The sequence below is a fragment of the Acetobacter fabarum genome (genome assembly GCF_011516925.1).
GTDB classification, from domain to species: Bacteria; Pseudomonadota; Alphaproteobacteria; order Acetobacterales; family Acetobacteraceae; genus Acetobacter; species Acetobacter fabarum.
The window spans coordinates 30,253-44,579 of record NZ_WOTG01000006.1 but is presented as its reverse complement, the minus strand read 5'-3'; the positions used below and the strand labels follow the sequence as shown (position 1 = coordinate 44,579).

12 protein-coding genes are annotated in these 14,327 nt (G+C 52.1%); 7 read left to right on the top strand and 5 right to left on the bottom strand.

The features are described 5' to 3' along the window. Window positions 1-52 precede the first annotated feature (52 nt). The 5 genes from GOB83_RS08870 (at window position 53) to GOB83_RS08850 (ending at window position 5,600) form a co-directional block, all read left to right on the top strand. Entirely contained in the window at window positions 53-1,081 is a 1,029-nt protein-coding gene (locus GOB83_RS08870; protein ID WP_165925797.1) for an MYG1 family protein, read from the top strand. 95 nt (window positions 1,082-1,176) lie between these two features. Continuing rightward, window positions 1,177-2,187 (top strand): MBL fold metallo-hydrolase, encoded by a 1,011-nt coding sequence (locus GOB83_RS08865; protein WP_242005800.1) that lies wholly within the window; start codon window positions 1,177-1,179, stop codon window positions 2,185-2,187. Window positions 2,188-2,433: 246 nt separating this feature from the next. Further along, on the top strand, window positions 2,434-2,643 hold the full coding sequence (locus tag GOB83_RS08860) for a hypothetical protein (RefSeq protein WP_165925775.1): 210 nt from the start codon (window positions 2,434-2,436) through the stop codon (window positions 2,641-2,643). Window positions 2,644-2,854: 211 nt separating this feature from the next. Next, the gene (locus GOB83_RS08855) at window positions 2,855-4,537 is read left to right on the top strand and encodes an OprO/OprP family phosphate-selective porin (RefSeq protein ID WP_165925796.1); all 1,683 of its coding nucleotides are present in this window, start codon (window positions 2,855-2,857) and stop codon (window positions 4,535-4,537) included. Between the two features lie 28 nt (window positions 4,538-4,565). Continuing rightward, window positions 4,566-5,600: a sulfate ABC transporter substrate-binding protein gene (locus GOB83_RS08850; protein ID WP_165925795.1), complete on the top strand. Its 1,035-nt coding sequence runs from the start codon at window positions 4,566-4,568 to the stop codon at window positions 5,598-5,600. Window positions 5,601-5,648: 48 nt separating this feature from the next. On the opposite strand, the gene GOB83_RS08845 is transcribed toward GOB83_RS08850, so the two are convergent. The 4 genes from GOB83_RS08845 to GOB83_RS08830 form a co-directional block, all read right to left on the bottom strand. Beyond that, window positions 5,649-6,953 carry a lactonase family protein gene (locus GOB83_RS08845; protein WP_165925794.1) on the bottom strand — a complete coding sequence of 435 codons (1,305 nt, stop codon included), beginning with the start codon at window positions 6,951-6,953 and terminating at the stop codon, window positions 5,649-5,651. 72 nt (window positions 6,954-7,025) lie between these two features. Continuing rightward, complete coding sequence (locus GOB83_RS08840) at window positions 7,026-7,610, bottom strand: peroxiredoxin (protein WP_264802693.1); 585 nt, start codon at window positions 7,608-7,610, stop codon at window positions 7,026-7,028. Window positions 7,611-7,676: 66 nt separating this feature from the next. Then, window positions 7,677-8,708 (bottom strand): alpha-E domain-containing protein, encoded by a 1,032-nt coding sequence (locus tag GOB83_RS08835; RefSeq protein WP_165925793.1) that lies wholly within the window; start codon window positions 8,706-8,708, stop codon window positions 7,677-7,679. Then, window positions 8,690-10,162 (bottom strand): circularly permuted type 2 ATP-grasp protein, encoded by a 1,473-nt coding sequence (locus GOB83_RS08830; protein WP_165925792.1) that lies wholly within the window; start codon window positions 10,160-10,162, stop codon window positions 8,690-8,692. The genes GOB83_RS08835 and GOB83_RS08830 overlap by 19 nt, the downstream gene beginning before the upstream one ends. Window positions 10,163-10,426: 264 nt before the next feature. On the opposite strand from GOB83_RS08830, the gene GOB83_RS08825 reads away from it, so the two are divergent. Together GOB83_RS08825 and GOB83_RS08820 are read left to right on the top strand one after the other, a co-directional pair. After that, complete coding sequence (locus GOB83_RS08825) at window positions 10,427-11,266, top strand: transglutaminase family protein (protein ID WP_165925791.1); 840 nt, start codon at window positions 10,427-10,429, stop codon at window positions 11,264-11,266. 55 nt (window positions 11,267-11,321) lie between these two features. After that, a complete protein-coding gene (locus GOB83_RS08820) occupies window positions 11,322-12,407 on the top strand; it encodes a zinc-binding metallopeptidase family protein (protein ID WP_165925790.1) in 1,086 nt (361 codons plus the stop codon). On the opposite strand, the gene GOB83_RS08815 is transcribed toward GOB83_RS08820, so the two are convergent. Then, entirely contained in the window at window positions 12,399-14,069 is a 1,671-nt protein-coding gene (locus GOB83_RS08815; protein ID WP_456304134.1) for an ABC transporter substrate-binding protein, read from the bottom strand. The two genes, GOB83_RS08820 and GOB83_RS08815, sit on opposite strands and share 9 nt — an antisense overlap. Window positions 14,070-14,327 lie beyond the last annotated feature (258 nt).

The window sequence follows — 14,327 nt, the reverse complement described above, 5'->3', positions numbered from 1 at the left end:
GGCATGAGGAGGCTTATGAAAGTTCATCCTCAGTTTGCAGCAGGTCATCGTAATGTCTGAACATACCCCTATTGGTCTCGGTCATGAGGCAACCATCACAACCGCACTGACTCATTCAGGCAACTTCCATGTTGATGAAACACTTGGGTATGTTGTGCTCCATTATGCGCTGGCTCCAATGGGTGACCTGCGCGCCCGTATTCTGGGCGAAGGCACCGAGGACTGCCTGAAGTTCTTCCGTTCGCGTGACCCGGAGCGTATTCAGGCAGCAGATATCGTGTTCGATGTGGGGGGGATTTATGACCCGCCCAAAGGCCGTTACGACCACCACATGAAAGACAAACCCCTGCGTGAAGATGGCACCCCATACAGTGCCGCTGGATTGCTGTGGAAAGATTACGGCAAGGCGGCTGTGCGTAATCTGGTGCGCACCACTGTGGACGATGCCACAATTACGGCTATCTGGCAGAGTATTGATAAATCATTGGTCGTGCCGATTGATCAGGATGATAACGGCGTAGCCAAAATGGGCAAGCTGTCATTGGCGGATATTGTTTCGGCCTGTAGCCCACCGTGGGACACGGCGGAGCTCCACGGCCCGGAAGAAGCCAAGCGGCGGGAAACCCTAGGCTTTGCCAATGCGGCAACTGCTGTGGCCTCCCATCTGGTCAACACGGTCGATCGTGTGCGTGCCAGCCTGAAAGCAACGGACCGTGTTCTGTCCGCTTATAAAAATGCGCAGGACAAGCGTATTCTGCTGATGGAAACGGGCATGCCAACCGAAAAGGTTATTTTTGAGCATGATCTCCCCGTTATTTACGTGGTTTCTCCCACAGGTAGTGGGCAATGGAATGTTAAAGCTGTGCCCCCCGAACGCGGGGCCTTTGGCCAGCGGATATCCCTGCCAGAAGCATGGGGCGGCCTGAATGGGCAAGACCTTGCCGCAGTCTGTGGTGTTGCCGATGCGGTATTTGCGCACCCTGCGCGCTTTATTTGTGGTGCGGCAAGCCGGGAAGGGGCGCTAGCCATGGCGCAGCAGGCCTTGAAGATTGATGCAGAGCTCAAGTCGCGGCAAAGCTAAACATCGGACCAAACAACTGCCTCCCGCTTTATGCATGGTGCGTTTGTATTTGAACGCACCATGCACAGTTTTGTTGGAAGGGAGAGGAGCCATGTATGGTTTTTATGACACGTAATAAATACTATGCCGGGCCTGTAACTGACCATTTTGATGGAACCCGTTTTTTTAATCCCGGGCAAGCTTCCACAGACCGTTCCTTGCGCGATCTGTGGCGCTGGAGGCGCACGTCACATCGTGCGCCATGGCCGGATTCTGTTCCCATAACAACAGCTATACCAGAAAAGAGCGTGGATGCCCTGCGCATTACCATGGTGGGCCACGCTACAGTGCTTATTCAGGCAGCGGGGCTTAATATTCTGACTGATCCAGTATGGTCAGAGCGGGCCAGTCCATTGCGCTGGGCTGGCCCCAAACGGGTTAATGCACCGGGTGTAGCGTTTGAAAACCTGCCACCGATTGACGCATTGCTCATCAGCCATAATCATTATGATCACCTTGACCTGGTTACACTCAGGCGGTTGCAGGCCGAGCATAACCCTTTAATGATCATGCCATTAGGGAATGATCACATTGTTAAAAAAGCTATTCCACAAGCCCGTATTCTTACAGGGGACTGGTATGACCAACACGTTATTACCCCGGCACTGAGTGTAACGCTAACACCCGCATACCATTGGTCTGCACGAGGTATTTTTGACCGGCGGATGGCCCTATGGGCCGGGTTCTGGCTGAATATCGGAGGCCAAAAACTATGGTTCGCCGGAGATACAGCCTATGGCGATGGAACATTGTTCCGTGCTTTACACACCCGGTATGGTGCGCCGGATGTGGCTATTATTCCAATTGGTGCTTACGAACCAAGATGGTTTATGGCAGGGCAGCACGTTAATCCACATGAAGCGGTGTGTATTTACAAAGACACGCAGGCAAAGCAGGCCATAGGGATTCATTGGGGTACATTTCAGCTCACGGATGAAGGTATCCGCGCACCAGAAAAAGCTCTGCAAGCCGCTCTTTTGGCAGGAAATTGCAACGTAGAGCGGTTTAGGGCCGCAAGCCCCGGGCAGGTCTATCAGTTTGGTAGCAGCCAAGAGAGCGACTCATAAAATAACAACAATTATCGTGATATAAAAAAACAACTATTTTTAAAATTATATAATTGACTGCCGTGGAAATATGGGTGATACACAATCACACGTTAAACGCGTGGCACATGAGGAGCGCATAGAAGATGCAAAACCTGTGGGGTCGAATGTGTCGGCTGGGCCGATGTTACGACGTTAAAATATCTAACGCCTGACCTGTGGGTTTTATTGCCTTCCGGGTCAGTTATTACCTGGAGGGGAAAAGTCATGTTTGAATCGCGTATTATTGAAATTAACGGTACTTTTGTTGGTACCATTATTCTTGAAGAAGATCGCCGGACCCGCCGTTTTTATGCGGCGCATGAAAGCGTGCAGAGCTTGCATAACAAGCGCTACCCGGACGGGCAGGATTTGCGGACATCCGTTATTCGCAAATTCAAAACCACTTTTGCACAACATAACCTGAGCGCGGTTTAACCGCGCCAGCAGGGGTTTGCAATCGTTTGGCATGATGCCTCTGGCATCACACAGTTTTCGTAATTCATATTGGTTGTGTTGAACATTATCTGCAAAATGTAGGTAGTGGGGCGTTTGTTGTGTTTTGAATGGTTCGGGGTCAAAACATAATCATCTTTGTTTATGGTATTACACCATATTAAAATAAAAATTTTTAAGTTTGGGGGAACTTATGGCGGTGTCTGTTCGGGCGAGTGTTCTGTTAACAACAACAGTTTCAAGCCTTTTTTTTCCATATGTGACGATGGCAGCCACATCGGATGCAGAAAATGCAGCATTACGGCGCGAGATCGCTGCAATGCACCGGGAAATGATGGGGGAAATCCACCGCCTGCAGGCACGGGTGGACAAGTATGAGCATGCTTCCAATCTGCAAAGCCGCAAAATTGGTCATGCTCCCCGCACGTTAACGGCGGCTGGGCCGGATGACGTGCAGCCTCAATTCCGTGAAGACCCGGTTGTTCCGCCCGCCAACCATGGCCCACGCAGCCCCAATGACAGCCGCATTGCCCTGCCGGAAGGGCCGGTACAGTCCTGGAGTTCATTCAAGGCGGCTTCCGCCAAGGATGAGAGCGTGGATATTGGCGGCATTAAAATCGGTTTCCCCAAAGGTCGCCCAACCATTGCGTCGGATGATAAGGCTTACGCATTTTCCATTGGCCTTCTGGCGCAGGAAGACTTTGGCGGCTTTATGGGGGTTGGTCAGCGCGGAAAGGAAAGTGCCGGCAACTTCAACAAGTTTACCGAGAATGCACGGCGTCTGCGCATTTACATGTCCTGGCGCTACAAAGACTGGGTAGTAAACGTAACCCCAGACTTTGGTGCTAATAACAGTGACGGCACCGTTAGCCTGTTTGAAGCCAACCTGAACTATACTGGCCTGCATAACACAACTCTGACCGTCGGGTATTTTCAGCCGCGCATGGAAGAAGACAGCGCAGAGCGTTCAGGGGCATTTGAGTTTTTGGAACGCCCGACCATTGTTGATCTGGTTCGTAACATTGCTGGTGGTGTGGCTCGCTTTAGCATTGGTGGGGAGCATTATGAAAAACGCTGGCTTGTTGCAGGGTATTTTACAGGGCAGAAATATGGTGATCGCACAACTGATAAAACCATAACAGACAGCCAGACCGGGGCTGTGTTCCGTGCGGCAGGCCGTCCTTATGTTTCCAAGGATATTGATGTGCATGTCGGCGTCGGGGCAACAGCCGCGTTTAAAGTGAACCAGTCCAGCACGGGCAGAACCACAACATTTAAGGACAATGTTGAAGTTCCTCTGGGCGAAACACAATTGCTGACATCCGGTGCGCTAACAAATATTTCCCAGATCTGGGCAGCGGGGCCGCAGTTTGGTTTCCGTTACAAAAAATTCCTGCTCAAGGGCGAGTATTATCATGTTGGGGTGCAGCACGATAACGTAGCCGCCAGCATAAACCCGCCTGCCATTGGCTTTGATGGCTGGTATGTTGCTGCAAACTATACCCTGTTTGGGCATGGTCGTGGCTATAATGAAAAAATTGCCGCGTTTACAACCCCGGGTGTTGAATATGACTTTGACCCCGCAAAAGGGCACTGGGGCGCACTGGAAGTTAGTGGGCGTTGGAGTGTGACCGACCTGCGGACGTCTGGCACCACTAAAATGACAGGAACAGTTATTAATACCGCAGGGGAAACAGGCAATAAACAGACTGTATGGCAAGGTGGGCTGAACTGGTACCCCAACCAGCACATCAAGGTCATGCTGGATTACACGCACTTTAGTGTTTCCAGCTACAATGGTGCAAAATCAACGGATGCCAATTTCTTTGGGCGCAGTGGCAACGCTGTTGTTGGCCGCGTGCAGGCAGCATTCTGATCTGACATTATGATTAAGGAACAGGCTTATGAAACAGGAAAACTTTTTTAACGTTCGCCGTGCCGTTCTCAAAGTAACGGCGGTATTGGGTGTTTCTTTTCTGGCAGGCTTGCAGGCGACAGCAAGCTATGCGGAATCATACCACCTGCTGAATGTTTCCTACGATCCAACGCGTGAGCTTTATGCCGATGTGAATAAAGCTTTTTCTGCCCAGTGGCGTAAGAACCACCCGGAAGACACGGTCAGTGTCAAATCGGCGCATGGCGGCTCTGGGGCACAGGCACGCTCCGTGCTGGAAGGCGCGCCGGCAGATGTGGTTACACTTGGCCTGGCCTATGACATTGATCTGCTGGCACAGCACGGCCTGATTGCAGCTGACTGGCAAAGCAGGCTGCCGCACAATGCGACCCCTTATACCAGCACCATTGTGTTTCTGGTCCGCAAAGGTAACCCCAAAAACATTCATGACTGGCCGGATCTGATCCGGGATGGCGTGCAGGTTATTACGCCTAACCCCAAAACATCTGGTGGTGCACGCTGGAACTATCTGGCCGCATGGGGCTGGGCGTTGCACCAGAAGGACGGCACCCCGGAAACAGCCAAGGCTTACCTGAAAAACCTGTTCAAACACGTGCCCGTGCTTGATACAGGTGCACGCGGTGCCACAAACAGCTTTGTGCAGCGTAATCTGGGCGATGTCTTGCTTGCATGGGAAGACGAGGCACTGCTGGCCACGCGTGATATTGGGCCTGATCAGTTTGAGATTGTTGTGCCGTCGCAGACCATCCTTGCGGAACCGCCTGCATCTCTGGTTGATAAAAACGTCAAGGCGCATGGAACGGAAGCTGTTGCCAAAGCGTATCTGGACTTCCTGTTTACGCCTGAAGGGCAGAAAATCGGGGCTAAACATTATTTCCGCCCTGTTGACCCGGCCATTCTGGAAGAAAACAAGGCACTCTTCCCCAAAGTGGATACGTTTGATGTGAAGAGCCTTGGTGGCTGGACCAAACTGCAGAAAGAACATTTTTCTGACGGCGGCGTGTTTGACAGCCTTTATAAGTAAAATAGAAATGGCGCGTTGCACATGAATGTGCAACGCGTTTTTTAATAACTAGACAGAATCAATTACAGTAAATGCAAAAGATGTTGGTGTGCCAATTGGTACAAAGTGCCATGTAAAGTCGAGCACACCGGTTTCTGTATTGACGCGCAGGGATGTAATACAATCACTCCGCTGATTGGCGACGAACACAAACTTCCCAGACGGATCAAAACTTAAAGCCCGCCCGTAATCAGCGTGTACCCAGACCTCATCAAACAGGGTGATAGAACCATCTTCATGCACTCTAAAACAGGCAATGGCATTTCCTAACCTGTTGGTAACATAGAGAAATTTCCCTGTTGGGTGCAAAATGATTTCAGCGGCAAGAGTGCTCCCCCTAAATTGCGCCGTTACCGTGGAGGCTGTCTGCTTGACCTGCATGGCACCTGTCTGGGTATCATAATCGGCAACAACTACGCGGGAATCCTGTTCCCCCAGAATATAGATAACCTTCCCGTCATGGCTGAAGCAGAAATGACGAGGCGCGGAACCCGGCTCCATGCTCAGCCATGGTTTTTCCGCCGGTTTTAGGGTGCCGCTTTCCATATCAAACAGCCACACGTAAACCCTGTCCAGCCCTGCATCACAGGCCAGAACAAACTTACCATTCACATCAGCTTGAATCATATGCACATGCGAGCCGGAGTGATCGCTCACCGCATAATTGCCAGGCGGGTTGTCTGCTGCCCGTTCTGGCATTTTAGGCCCGGTATTGTGGATAAGGTCGGTTAACAAACCCAAGCTACCATCCGGTTGAATACGCATGACAGCAGCACTCCCGCCGGTATAATTGGCAATAAACAGATATTTGCCCGATGGGTGCACACTTAAATGCGCGGGGTCTGCTCCGCCACTACTCATAACATTTAACTTGGTAAGCACCCCGGTACGGCGATCTACCTGAAAAGCCGTGACTGACCCAGTGTGTCCACCTTCAAAATCACTGATTTCATTAACCGTGTACAGGCTGTTCTGGTCGGGTGATAATGCCAGAAAAGAAGGATTGTCCGCAGGTGTTACGTGGCCCAGTTGGGTTAGAATACCGCTCTCCGGGTTCATTTCAAACAAGGTTATGCCCGTTGCATTACTCTCGGGTGGGCCAGAACGTGTGTAGCCGCCAACATAACATAAAATCCGCGGACCAGTTTTTTTTGCAGCCTTTTCCGGGCTGGCTTTGGGTAATGCTGCTTTGGGAATAGGGGCAGGGGGAGGAGCATTCTCCCCAAAGGCTTTTCCAAAATGGGAGGCAAGACTTAAACCCATGATAGAAAAGCCAAAAATCCTGCGGCCCATCATATTATGTTTATTGTTCATATCCCTATTATCATGAGCTATGCAGGGATGATCAAATAAATTTTAAACTCTGATATTGCGTAATTGTCCCGTTTATTTCTGTCTTTTGCCTGCATGCCATTTTTTTAGGGCATCGAGAGTTTCCACAACATGCTGTTCCGGGTTGTTGCTGGTAAAGCTCAGCAGAATAGTGCCATCTGGCGCAATCACATAAGATGTGCGCTGTGAGAGCAAAGTCTGGTGCTCCGTATTAACTGAGTGGTACAAAATGGCGGTCAAAGCCCCCGGGTCGGCCAGAACCGCAAATTTATCCCGGCACTCTACCTTGGAAAACTCAGCAACCCGGTCAGTATTCCCCGCCGTTATGCCAACAAGCGTGGCCCCGGCAGCGTGGAACTGCTCTGCGGCTTCGGCAAAGTCATGTGCTTCCTGCGTGCAGCCTGTCGTAAACGCTGCGGGAAAAAAATAGAGAACTACTGGCCCTTGTGCGAGGGCCGACTTGAGCGAAAATGTAAAAGGCTTGCCAGCCAGAGCCCCTTGCAGGGTAAAGTCGGGAGCACTTGCTCCCTGAGATAACGCCGCATAAGCCGTTCCAGAGCCCAGACATGCGCCAGCCGCGACAGAAAGCGTGACCAAAAAGCCAGATACGGCGTTTAAAAACATTGTCTTTTTGATCACTCTAACCACCCCATATATTTGCACTCCCGCAGGGGAGAGCTCTAAACTGTGCCTGCAAGCTTACACCTAGTTCTGCTCTTGTTCAGCCATTTTTGTAAGAGCGGCTTCCTGCGGTATAATTACAGGCCAGAATGTTGATGCTATGGCGTTTTGTAAATCCATGAGCTGAGTCTGTATCCAGCTCATATAATCATGCAAACCGCGAATAATAATTTCCTCTGCGGTTTGGTCCTGCAGGCTGGCCCGGAGTTCGGCCACACATTCCAGCAAAGGTGAGCAGAACTGGCGTAGATTGTCATGCGTTGCCAGAAGCGTAAGCGTTTCATCAATCTGGCGCAGGTTGGTGCTTAGTGAACGCGGGAAACCATCATTTTTGAGCAGGAAGCCAACAATATTGGCCGGTGTCAGGGTTACCGGACGTAACCGCCGGAAGGCATGGTACGCAGCTGCCGAACGCAATACGGATGTCCACTGCGTCAGATCAATATCGGACCCCGGCGCTTCGGACTGCGGCAGCAGCATATGGTAGCGGATGTCTATCAACCGGGTAATCTGGTCGCTCCGCTCCAGAGCCTTGCCCAGCCGGTAGAACAGCCACGCCTGATCTCGGTACAATGTGCCTTCTGCAATGCCAAAATGGGTTTGGCAGTCCTGCCTTACGCGGGTGCAGAGTTCGGCCAGATTATGCTCTGCCATATCTCCGTTTTTGAGATTAAGCAGGTTCCGCGAAAAGACATTGAGTTGTGTCCAAAGCTCGATTGAAACAAGTGGTCGGACAGCACGCGCATTTTCCCGCACTTGCTGCGCGAGCGAAACCAGTGATGAAGGGTTGCGGGTTTCCGTTACATAAAACGGTACAATTTCCGTGTGTTGTGTCGTGTTATGTATCTGCTGGAACAGGCTTTCATCCGAGTTAATGGCCAGAATGGAATCCCAAGCCGTCTGCCCTTCTGCATTACGAACAAAGGTTTCCGTAACTTCCAGCAGACGCGCCAGATTTTCCATGCGCTCCATGTAGCGTGCCAGCCACATCATGCATTCCGCGTAGCGCGAGAGAAGGGGAGTGGGGGAAAAAATTATCATGATGCCATGACCCATGTATCTTTTGAACCACCCCCTTGGGATGAGTTAACAACCAGCGAGCCTTTGCGCAGAGCAACGCGGGACAAGCCGCCAGGCAGCACCCAGACAGAACGGCCCGTAACGGCAAAGGGTCTCAGGTCAACATGGCGGGCTTCTACCGTATCCCCGCAAAGGGTTGGCGTAACTGACAGGCCAATGGTTGGCTGGCTTATGTAATTGCCCGGATTGTGGCGTAATTTTTGGCTGAAGTCGTCCAGCTCCGCCTGCGTTGCCTGCGGGCCAATCAGCAGTCCGTAACCGCCTGATTCCCCAACGGGTTTGACAACAAGCTTGTCAAGATTTGCCAAGGTGTATGCCAGCCCCTCCGGTTCTGCGCAGATATGTGTTTCCACACTTTCCAGAATAGGGTCTTCATCCAGATAATAACGGATAATACGGGGCATATAGGCATAAACGGCTTTGTCATCCGCAACGCCTGTGCCCAGCGCATTGGCCAGTGTAACATTGCCGCGCCTGTAAGCCTCGACCAGACCGGGCACTCCCAGCAAGCTGTCAGGATTAAAGGCAAGTGGGTCAAGAAATTCATCATTGAGGCGACGGTATATGGAGTGGACAGGCCTTGGCCCCATAACGGTACGCATGAAAACCTTATGGTTCTCCACAAACAGGTCGCGGCCTTCGACCAGAGGAGCCCCCATTTCGCGCGACAGGAACACGTGCTCGAAGTAAGCAGAATTATAAATACCGGGGGAGAGCAGAACAACCTGTGGGTCGTCCACACCTTCGGGGGCGACCTCACACAAAGCATTATGCAGGCGCGGGCCGTATTCCTCCACCGAGCGTATGGGCAGGCCTGATGCCAGATCTGGCATGAGCCTGAGCATCATGTGGCGATTTTCTATGACGTAGGATACGCCAGAAGGTGTGCGTGCGTTATCTTCGAGAACCAGAAAGCGGCCCTGCTGGTCACGGATAAGGTCTGTTCCATTGATATGGACATAAACCCCACCGGGCACGTCCAAACCAACCATAGCCTGACAGTAATTGGCGTTTTGCAGCACGAGTTCGGCAGGAACCACGCCATCCTTCAGGATATGCTGTTCATGATAAATATCATGCAAAAACAGGTTGATGGCCTGAATACGCTGTTGAACCCCGCGTTCAATATGTTGCCATTCTTCTGCTGTAATAATCCGTGGAATGGCATCAAAAGGCAAAATGCGGTCAATGGCTTCCCGGTCCGTGTAAACGGTAAAGGTAATGCCCATTCTGTAAAGCTGTGCTTCGGCAGAGGCCGTTCTGTTCTGGAGTTCCTGTATCTGCAAAGCAGACAGACGCTTTTTTACGCAATCTATAATGGGTGGAGCAGGGGATTTGCGGTTCATTAACTCGCAAAAAAAATCAGGAGTGGCGTAGTTGTCCAGCAGTCCGCGTGTTAGGGGAGGGGCAAGGTGTAGGGCGTTCGTCATAAAAGCCTCCCTTCTGGCATTCGGGACTGAAGAAAAGCTGGTCCTGCCTGCCAAAACGTTTCGAATACGCATTAACGGAGCAGGATTTCCGGCGTTTGCCAAGCACAAAATACGTGCTCACATTTTGTTTGCACAAACCCGCATGGGTCCCTTGCATGCCTTGCACGGAATGATATGATTTTGCGCTGAATTATTGTTCTGATACCAAACAGATATCCGCAGCCCACGGCATTGGGCTGCAACACGAGCAGGGCCGTATTTCTGATGAGTTCACAGGTAACGCTTTTGCACCGGACCTGCTACCGTTACGACCGCCCCGTAGCCTTGGGAACCCAGACAATACGACTACGCCCCATGGAAGCCTGCCGCACGCCCATTGAGGCATATGGCCTGCATATTCAGCCAGAAGGTTTTAACCTGAAATGGGAGCGTGATTCGTGCGGGAATGATGTGGCCTGTGTTGGTTTTCCCGACCGTCTGACACATTTTGATATTGAGGTGTCTCTGGTTGCAGACATGACCACTTATGACCCGCTCCTGCAAACCTTAGCCCCCGATGATCATACCGACCTGCCGCAGGAGGAGCATGCAATTCCACCTGAATGTGGGGAAGAGGTAAGGGGTTTTCTCTCCCGCTACCCGGTTGGCGTAGGGGGGGATGTGCTGGGACATATGATGGCCATAAACCGTGGTATTGCCCGCACAGTCGGCTATCAGCACAGGCTGGAACCCGGTGTATGGTCCCCGGAGGAAACTCTACACCGCCGCGCTGGTTCCTGCCGCGACAGTGCATGGCTTTTTGTCAATATAGCCCGGCATCTGGGGCATGCTGCGCGGTTTGTCTCGGGCTATCTTATCCAAAGTGTGAATACGGCAGACGGAGAGGAAGTGCTAACCGGGGAGTTGCACGCATGGGCACAGATTTTTATTCCCCATCGTGGGTGGCTGGGGTTTGATACCACTTCTGGTCTGCTGGCCGGGCAAGGGCATATCCCCCTTGCAGTTGCTGCCAGCCCGGAAAATGCCGCCCCTGTTTCCGGCCTGCTGGACAGGTGCGAGGCAACCTTTAATGTCTGCATGAAGGTCGAACGTCTGTTTAACTGATAAGCAGACATTAAAAATCATATTTTGAGCCACTGGGTGTAAAGAAAGGTGCTGGATGAAGCGTTTTACATGCCAGTCCTGTGGGCAGCCGGTTTTTTTTGAAAACACCCGTTGCAACCAGTGCCATGCTCCCTTGGGTTATATGCCTGAAGCAGCCAACCTTGCCGCCTTGGCGGCTGAAGCAGGTGGGCTTTACCACCCAATAGGGCAGAACGAAGAACCGCGCGCTTTTTGTGCCAACCATGCGTATGATGTGTGTAACTGGCTGGCTCCAGCGTTGCAGCCCAAAGGCACGTTCTGCTTTGCCTGCCAGTTTAACCGGGTTATTCCCAACCTGAATATTCCGGGCAATACGGAACGCTGGCGCAAGCTGGAGTTTGCCAAACATCGCCTTGTTTATACAATTCTCCGGCTTAGGCTTCCTGTTAAAAACCGTCAGCAAGACCCGCAGGAAGGGCTGGTGTTCGATTTTCTGGACGATCCACCCCAAGGCTGGCCACCAATCATGACAGGCCATAATAATGGCGTTATTACCATAGCAACCAAAGAGGCTGATGATGCCTACAGGGAGCATATGCGTGTGGAAATGGGAGAGTATTACCGAACTCTTCTAGGGCATTTCCGGCATGAAATTGGCCATTACTACTGGAATATTCTTATCCGTGACGGTGGCCGTCTGGAGCAGTGCAGGGCCATGTTTGGGGATGACCGGGCAGATTACCAAAGCGCATTGCAAAAACATTACGCCAGTGCAGCACCGGACAACTGGCGGGAGCACTATGTCAGCCATTATGCCATGTCCCATCCTTGGGAGGATTTTGCCGAAACATGGGCGCATTACTTTCATATAGTGTCCACGCTGGAAACGGCCTTGTCTTATGACATGACCATAGGCCCGATGGTTGATGGCAAGCCTGTTCTCACGCACAGGAACGACCCTTATCTGCACATGCCGTTTGATGACATCATAGAGGCCTGGTTGCCGTTGACATATGCCGTCAACAGCTTGAACAGGTCGATGGGACTGGCCGATTTTTACCCTTTTGTGCTCACGGCGGGTGTGCGTGCAAAGCTACGTTTTATTCATGATGTTGTGCGTGAGGTACAGCAGACGGCAGACCAGCCATCCGGCTTATTGTAACTGGATCTGTGAAAAAAGAATTTCGTCATTCAAAGTAATAATGACATTTTTGGCGCGGCGGGAGAGCAGAAGTACCCTCTGGGTTTGTGAGAGGGGCACAAACGGGGCCTGAGCCATAATCTCCCGGTCAACTTCGGACCATGCGTGGTTGCTTGCCTCCCGGTCGGTTAAAGCCAGCATCGCGGCGTCTTGCATTTTCCGGTCAATCTTGGGGTCGCAAAACCCTGAATAATTGGGAGAGTTGTCAGAGTTGGGGTGGAAGGTTTCGCAGGAAAACAGGGTTTGCAAAAAGCTGGAGGCCGAAGGGTAATCGGCATTCCAGCCGGCTAGAGCAATCTGAAAATGGTTTTGTGTATTCTGGATGTAAGTAAACGCTATGGCAGGGCTTATGGTGCGAACCGTTGCCTTGAAGCCAAGCATATCCAGCGTATTACGAATATCGTCCGCCGTGGCGCTGCCATGCTGTTCGGATGGAACAATAATGGTCACTTTCTGCCCCGCCATGCCGCTTTCCTTTACGAGCTGGCGGGCGACATCCATATCCGGTTTAACCCAGTTTTGTGCGGGATGTGCCGGGGAGGCGCCTTGGGTATAAAAACAGAACGGCTCATACCCCGGCGTGCCATCCGGCAAAATCTGGCATAGAGGGGACGCCACGGCCGGGCCACCCCGGTAAATAATCATGGCGTGCCGGTTCACTGCGTAATTCAGAGCCTGCCGAACTTTGAGCGATGTAAACGGCGGTTCATGCACGTTGAGCATGGCAAAGTATGACAGAAGCGGGGCGTAAAGATGCACCTGACTGGCGTAACGGCTCCCAACTTCTCCTAACCTGTCCAGCGGAACATTTTCGTACATCCAGTCCGCCTGCTCATTTTCCACGGCGGTAACGGCCGCTTCTCCGTCCAGACCAAAGGAAACCAGAACCGCATCCGGGTAGGCTGCGGGTTGCGCCTGATGTGACCATTCGTGAAAAAAAGGATTACGCTCCAAACGTAACTGAGTGGTCGGGTCATACTCCGCAATACGGTAGGGACCTGTTCCGGGTATGGAGGTGTTGCCCATGTCATGCACTGGGGTGTCTGCGGGCAGAATGGCGGCGTGCATCCATGCCAGCCGGTCCAGAAACTCCGGGTCTGGCGTCTCTAAATGGAAGACTATCTGCCGCGTGTGGGCGTCTGTTTCCACACCACCGGCCAATGTGCATATTGTGGGGTTTTGCAGACAGGCACGGGCACCAACAATGCCCCCGTAATATGGGCCAGCCGTTGGGCTCCCTACCTTGAAAAGACGACGAAAAGACGCTGCCACATCGTCCACCGTAACGGGTTTGCCGTTGGAAAAATATAGCCCATCCCGCAGGGTCAGGCGGTAAGTGCGTCCATCATCCTCGGGGGTTGGTACAGCCTCCACCAGATTGGCAATGACCGGATGCGCACCGGGGCCGGAAAGCTTGGGGTAGGTTAACAGTGTGTCATACACTGGTGTTTCAAGCACTTTGGTCAGGGCAATGTAAGATATTTGCGGGTCGAGTGTGCCTGCATCACTTTGTGCGAGAATACGCAGCGTGCCGCCCTTATGTGCATCTGGCTGCCCATTTGTGGCCCATACGGGGGGCGTGGCGCAGGCCAGCAGACCAAAAGCCATCAAGTGGGAGAGCAAAAAAGGCATCCGTTGGGTCATGCCCAAAGTATGGCGTGCTTTGCTGTCCTGTTCAAATTGGAAATGGGCGGGGTATTGCTAATTCCTCATTGCCTTACGCTGCCCAGGCGGCTTGAAACTGAGCAAGTTACCGCGTGAGAGACAATGCCTCTCAGGGGCAGTCTCGTTATGTTTTTTCGCATTTGCGTGCATGTTGTTCAGTGCTGCAAATCAGAGTGCATGTTTTTTTGACCTTTCACAAAACAGTCATGCCTCAAC

Coding starts and splice junctions, on each gene's coding strand:
- GOB83_RS08850 (WP_165925795.1), top strand. CDS start 4,566: ATGAAACAGGAAAACTTTTTTAACGTTCGCCGTGCCGTTCTCAAAGTA.
- GOB83_RS08845 (WP_165925794.1), bottom strand. CDS start 6,953: ATGAACAATAAACATAATATGATGGGCCGCAGGATTTTTGGCTTTTCT.
- GOB83_RS08855 (WP_165925796.1), top strand. CDS start 2,855: ATGGCGGTGTCTGTTCGGGCGAGTGTTCTGTTAACAACAACAGTTTCA.
- GOB83_RS08870 (WP_165925797.1), top strand. CDS start 53: ATGTCTGAACATACCCCTATTGGTCTCGGTCATGAGGCAACCATCACA.
- GOB83_RS08860 (WP_165925775.1), top strand. CDS start 2,434: ATGTTTGAATCGCGTATTATTGAAATTAACGGTACTTTTGTTGGTACC.
- GOB83_RS08820 (WP_165925790.1), top strand. CDS start 11,322: ATGAAGCGTTTTACATGCCAGTCCTGTGGGCAGCCGGTTTTTTTTGAA.
- GOB83_RS08830 (WP_165925792.1), bottom strand. CDS start 10,162: ATGACGAACGCCCTACACCTTGCCCCTCCCCTAACACGCGGACTGCTG.
- GOB83_RS08865 (WP_242005800.1), top strand. CDS start 1,177: ATGGTTTTTATGACACGTAATAAATACTATGCCGGGCCTGTAACTGAC.
- GOB83_RS08825 (WP_165925791.1), top strand. CDS start 10,427: ATGAGTTCACAGGTAACGCTTTTGCACCGGACCTGCTACCGTTACGAC.
- GOB83_RS08835 (WP_165925793.1), bottom strand. CDS start 8,708: ATGGGTCATGGCATCATGATAATTTTTTCCCCCACTCCCCTTCTCTCG.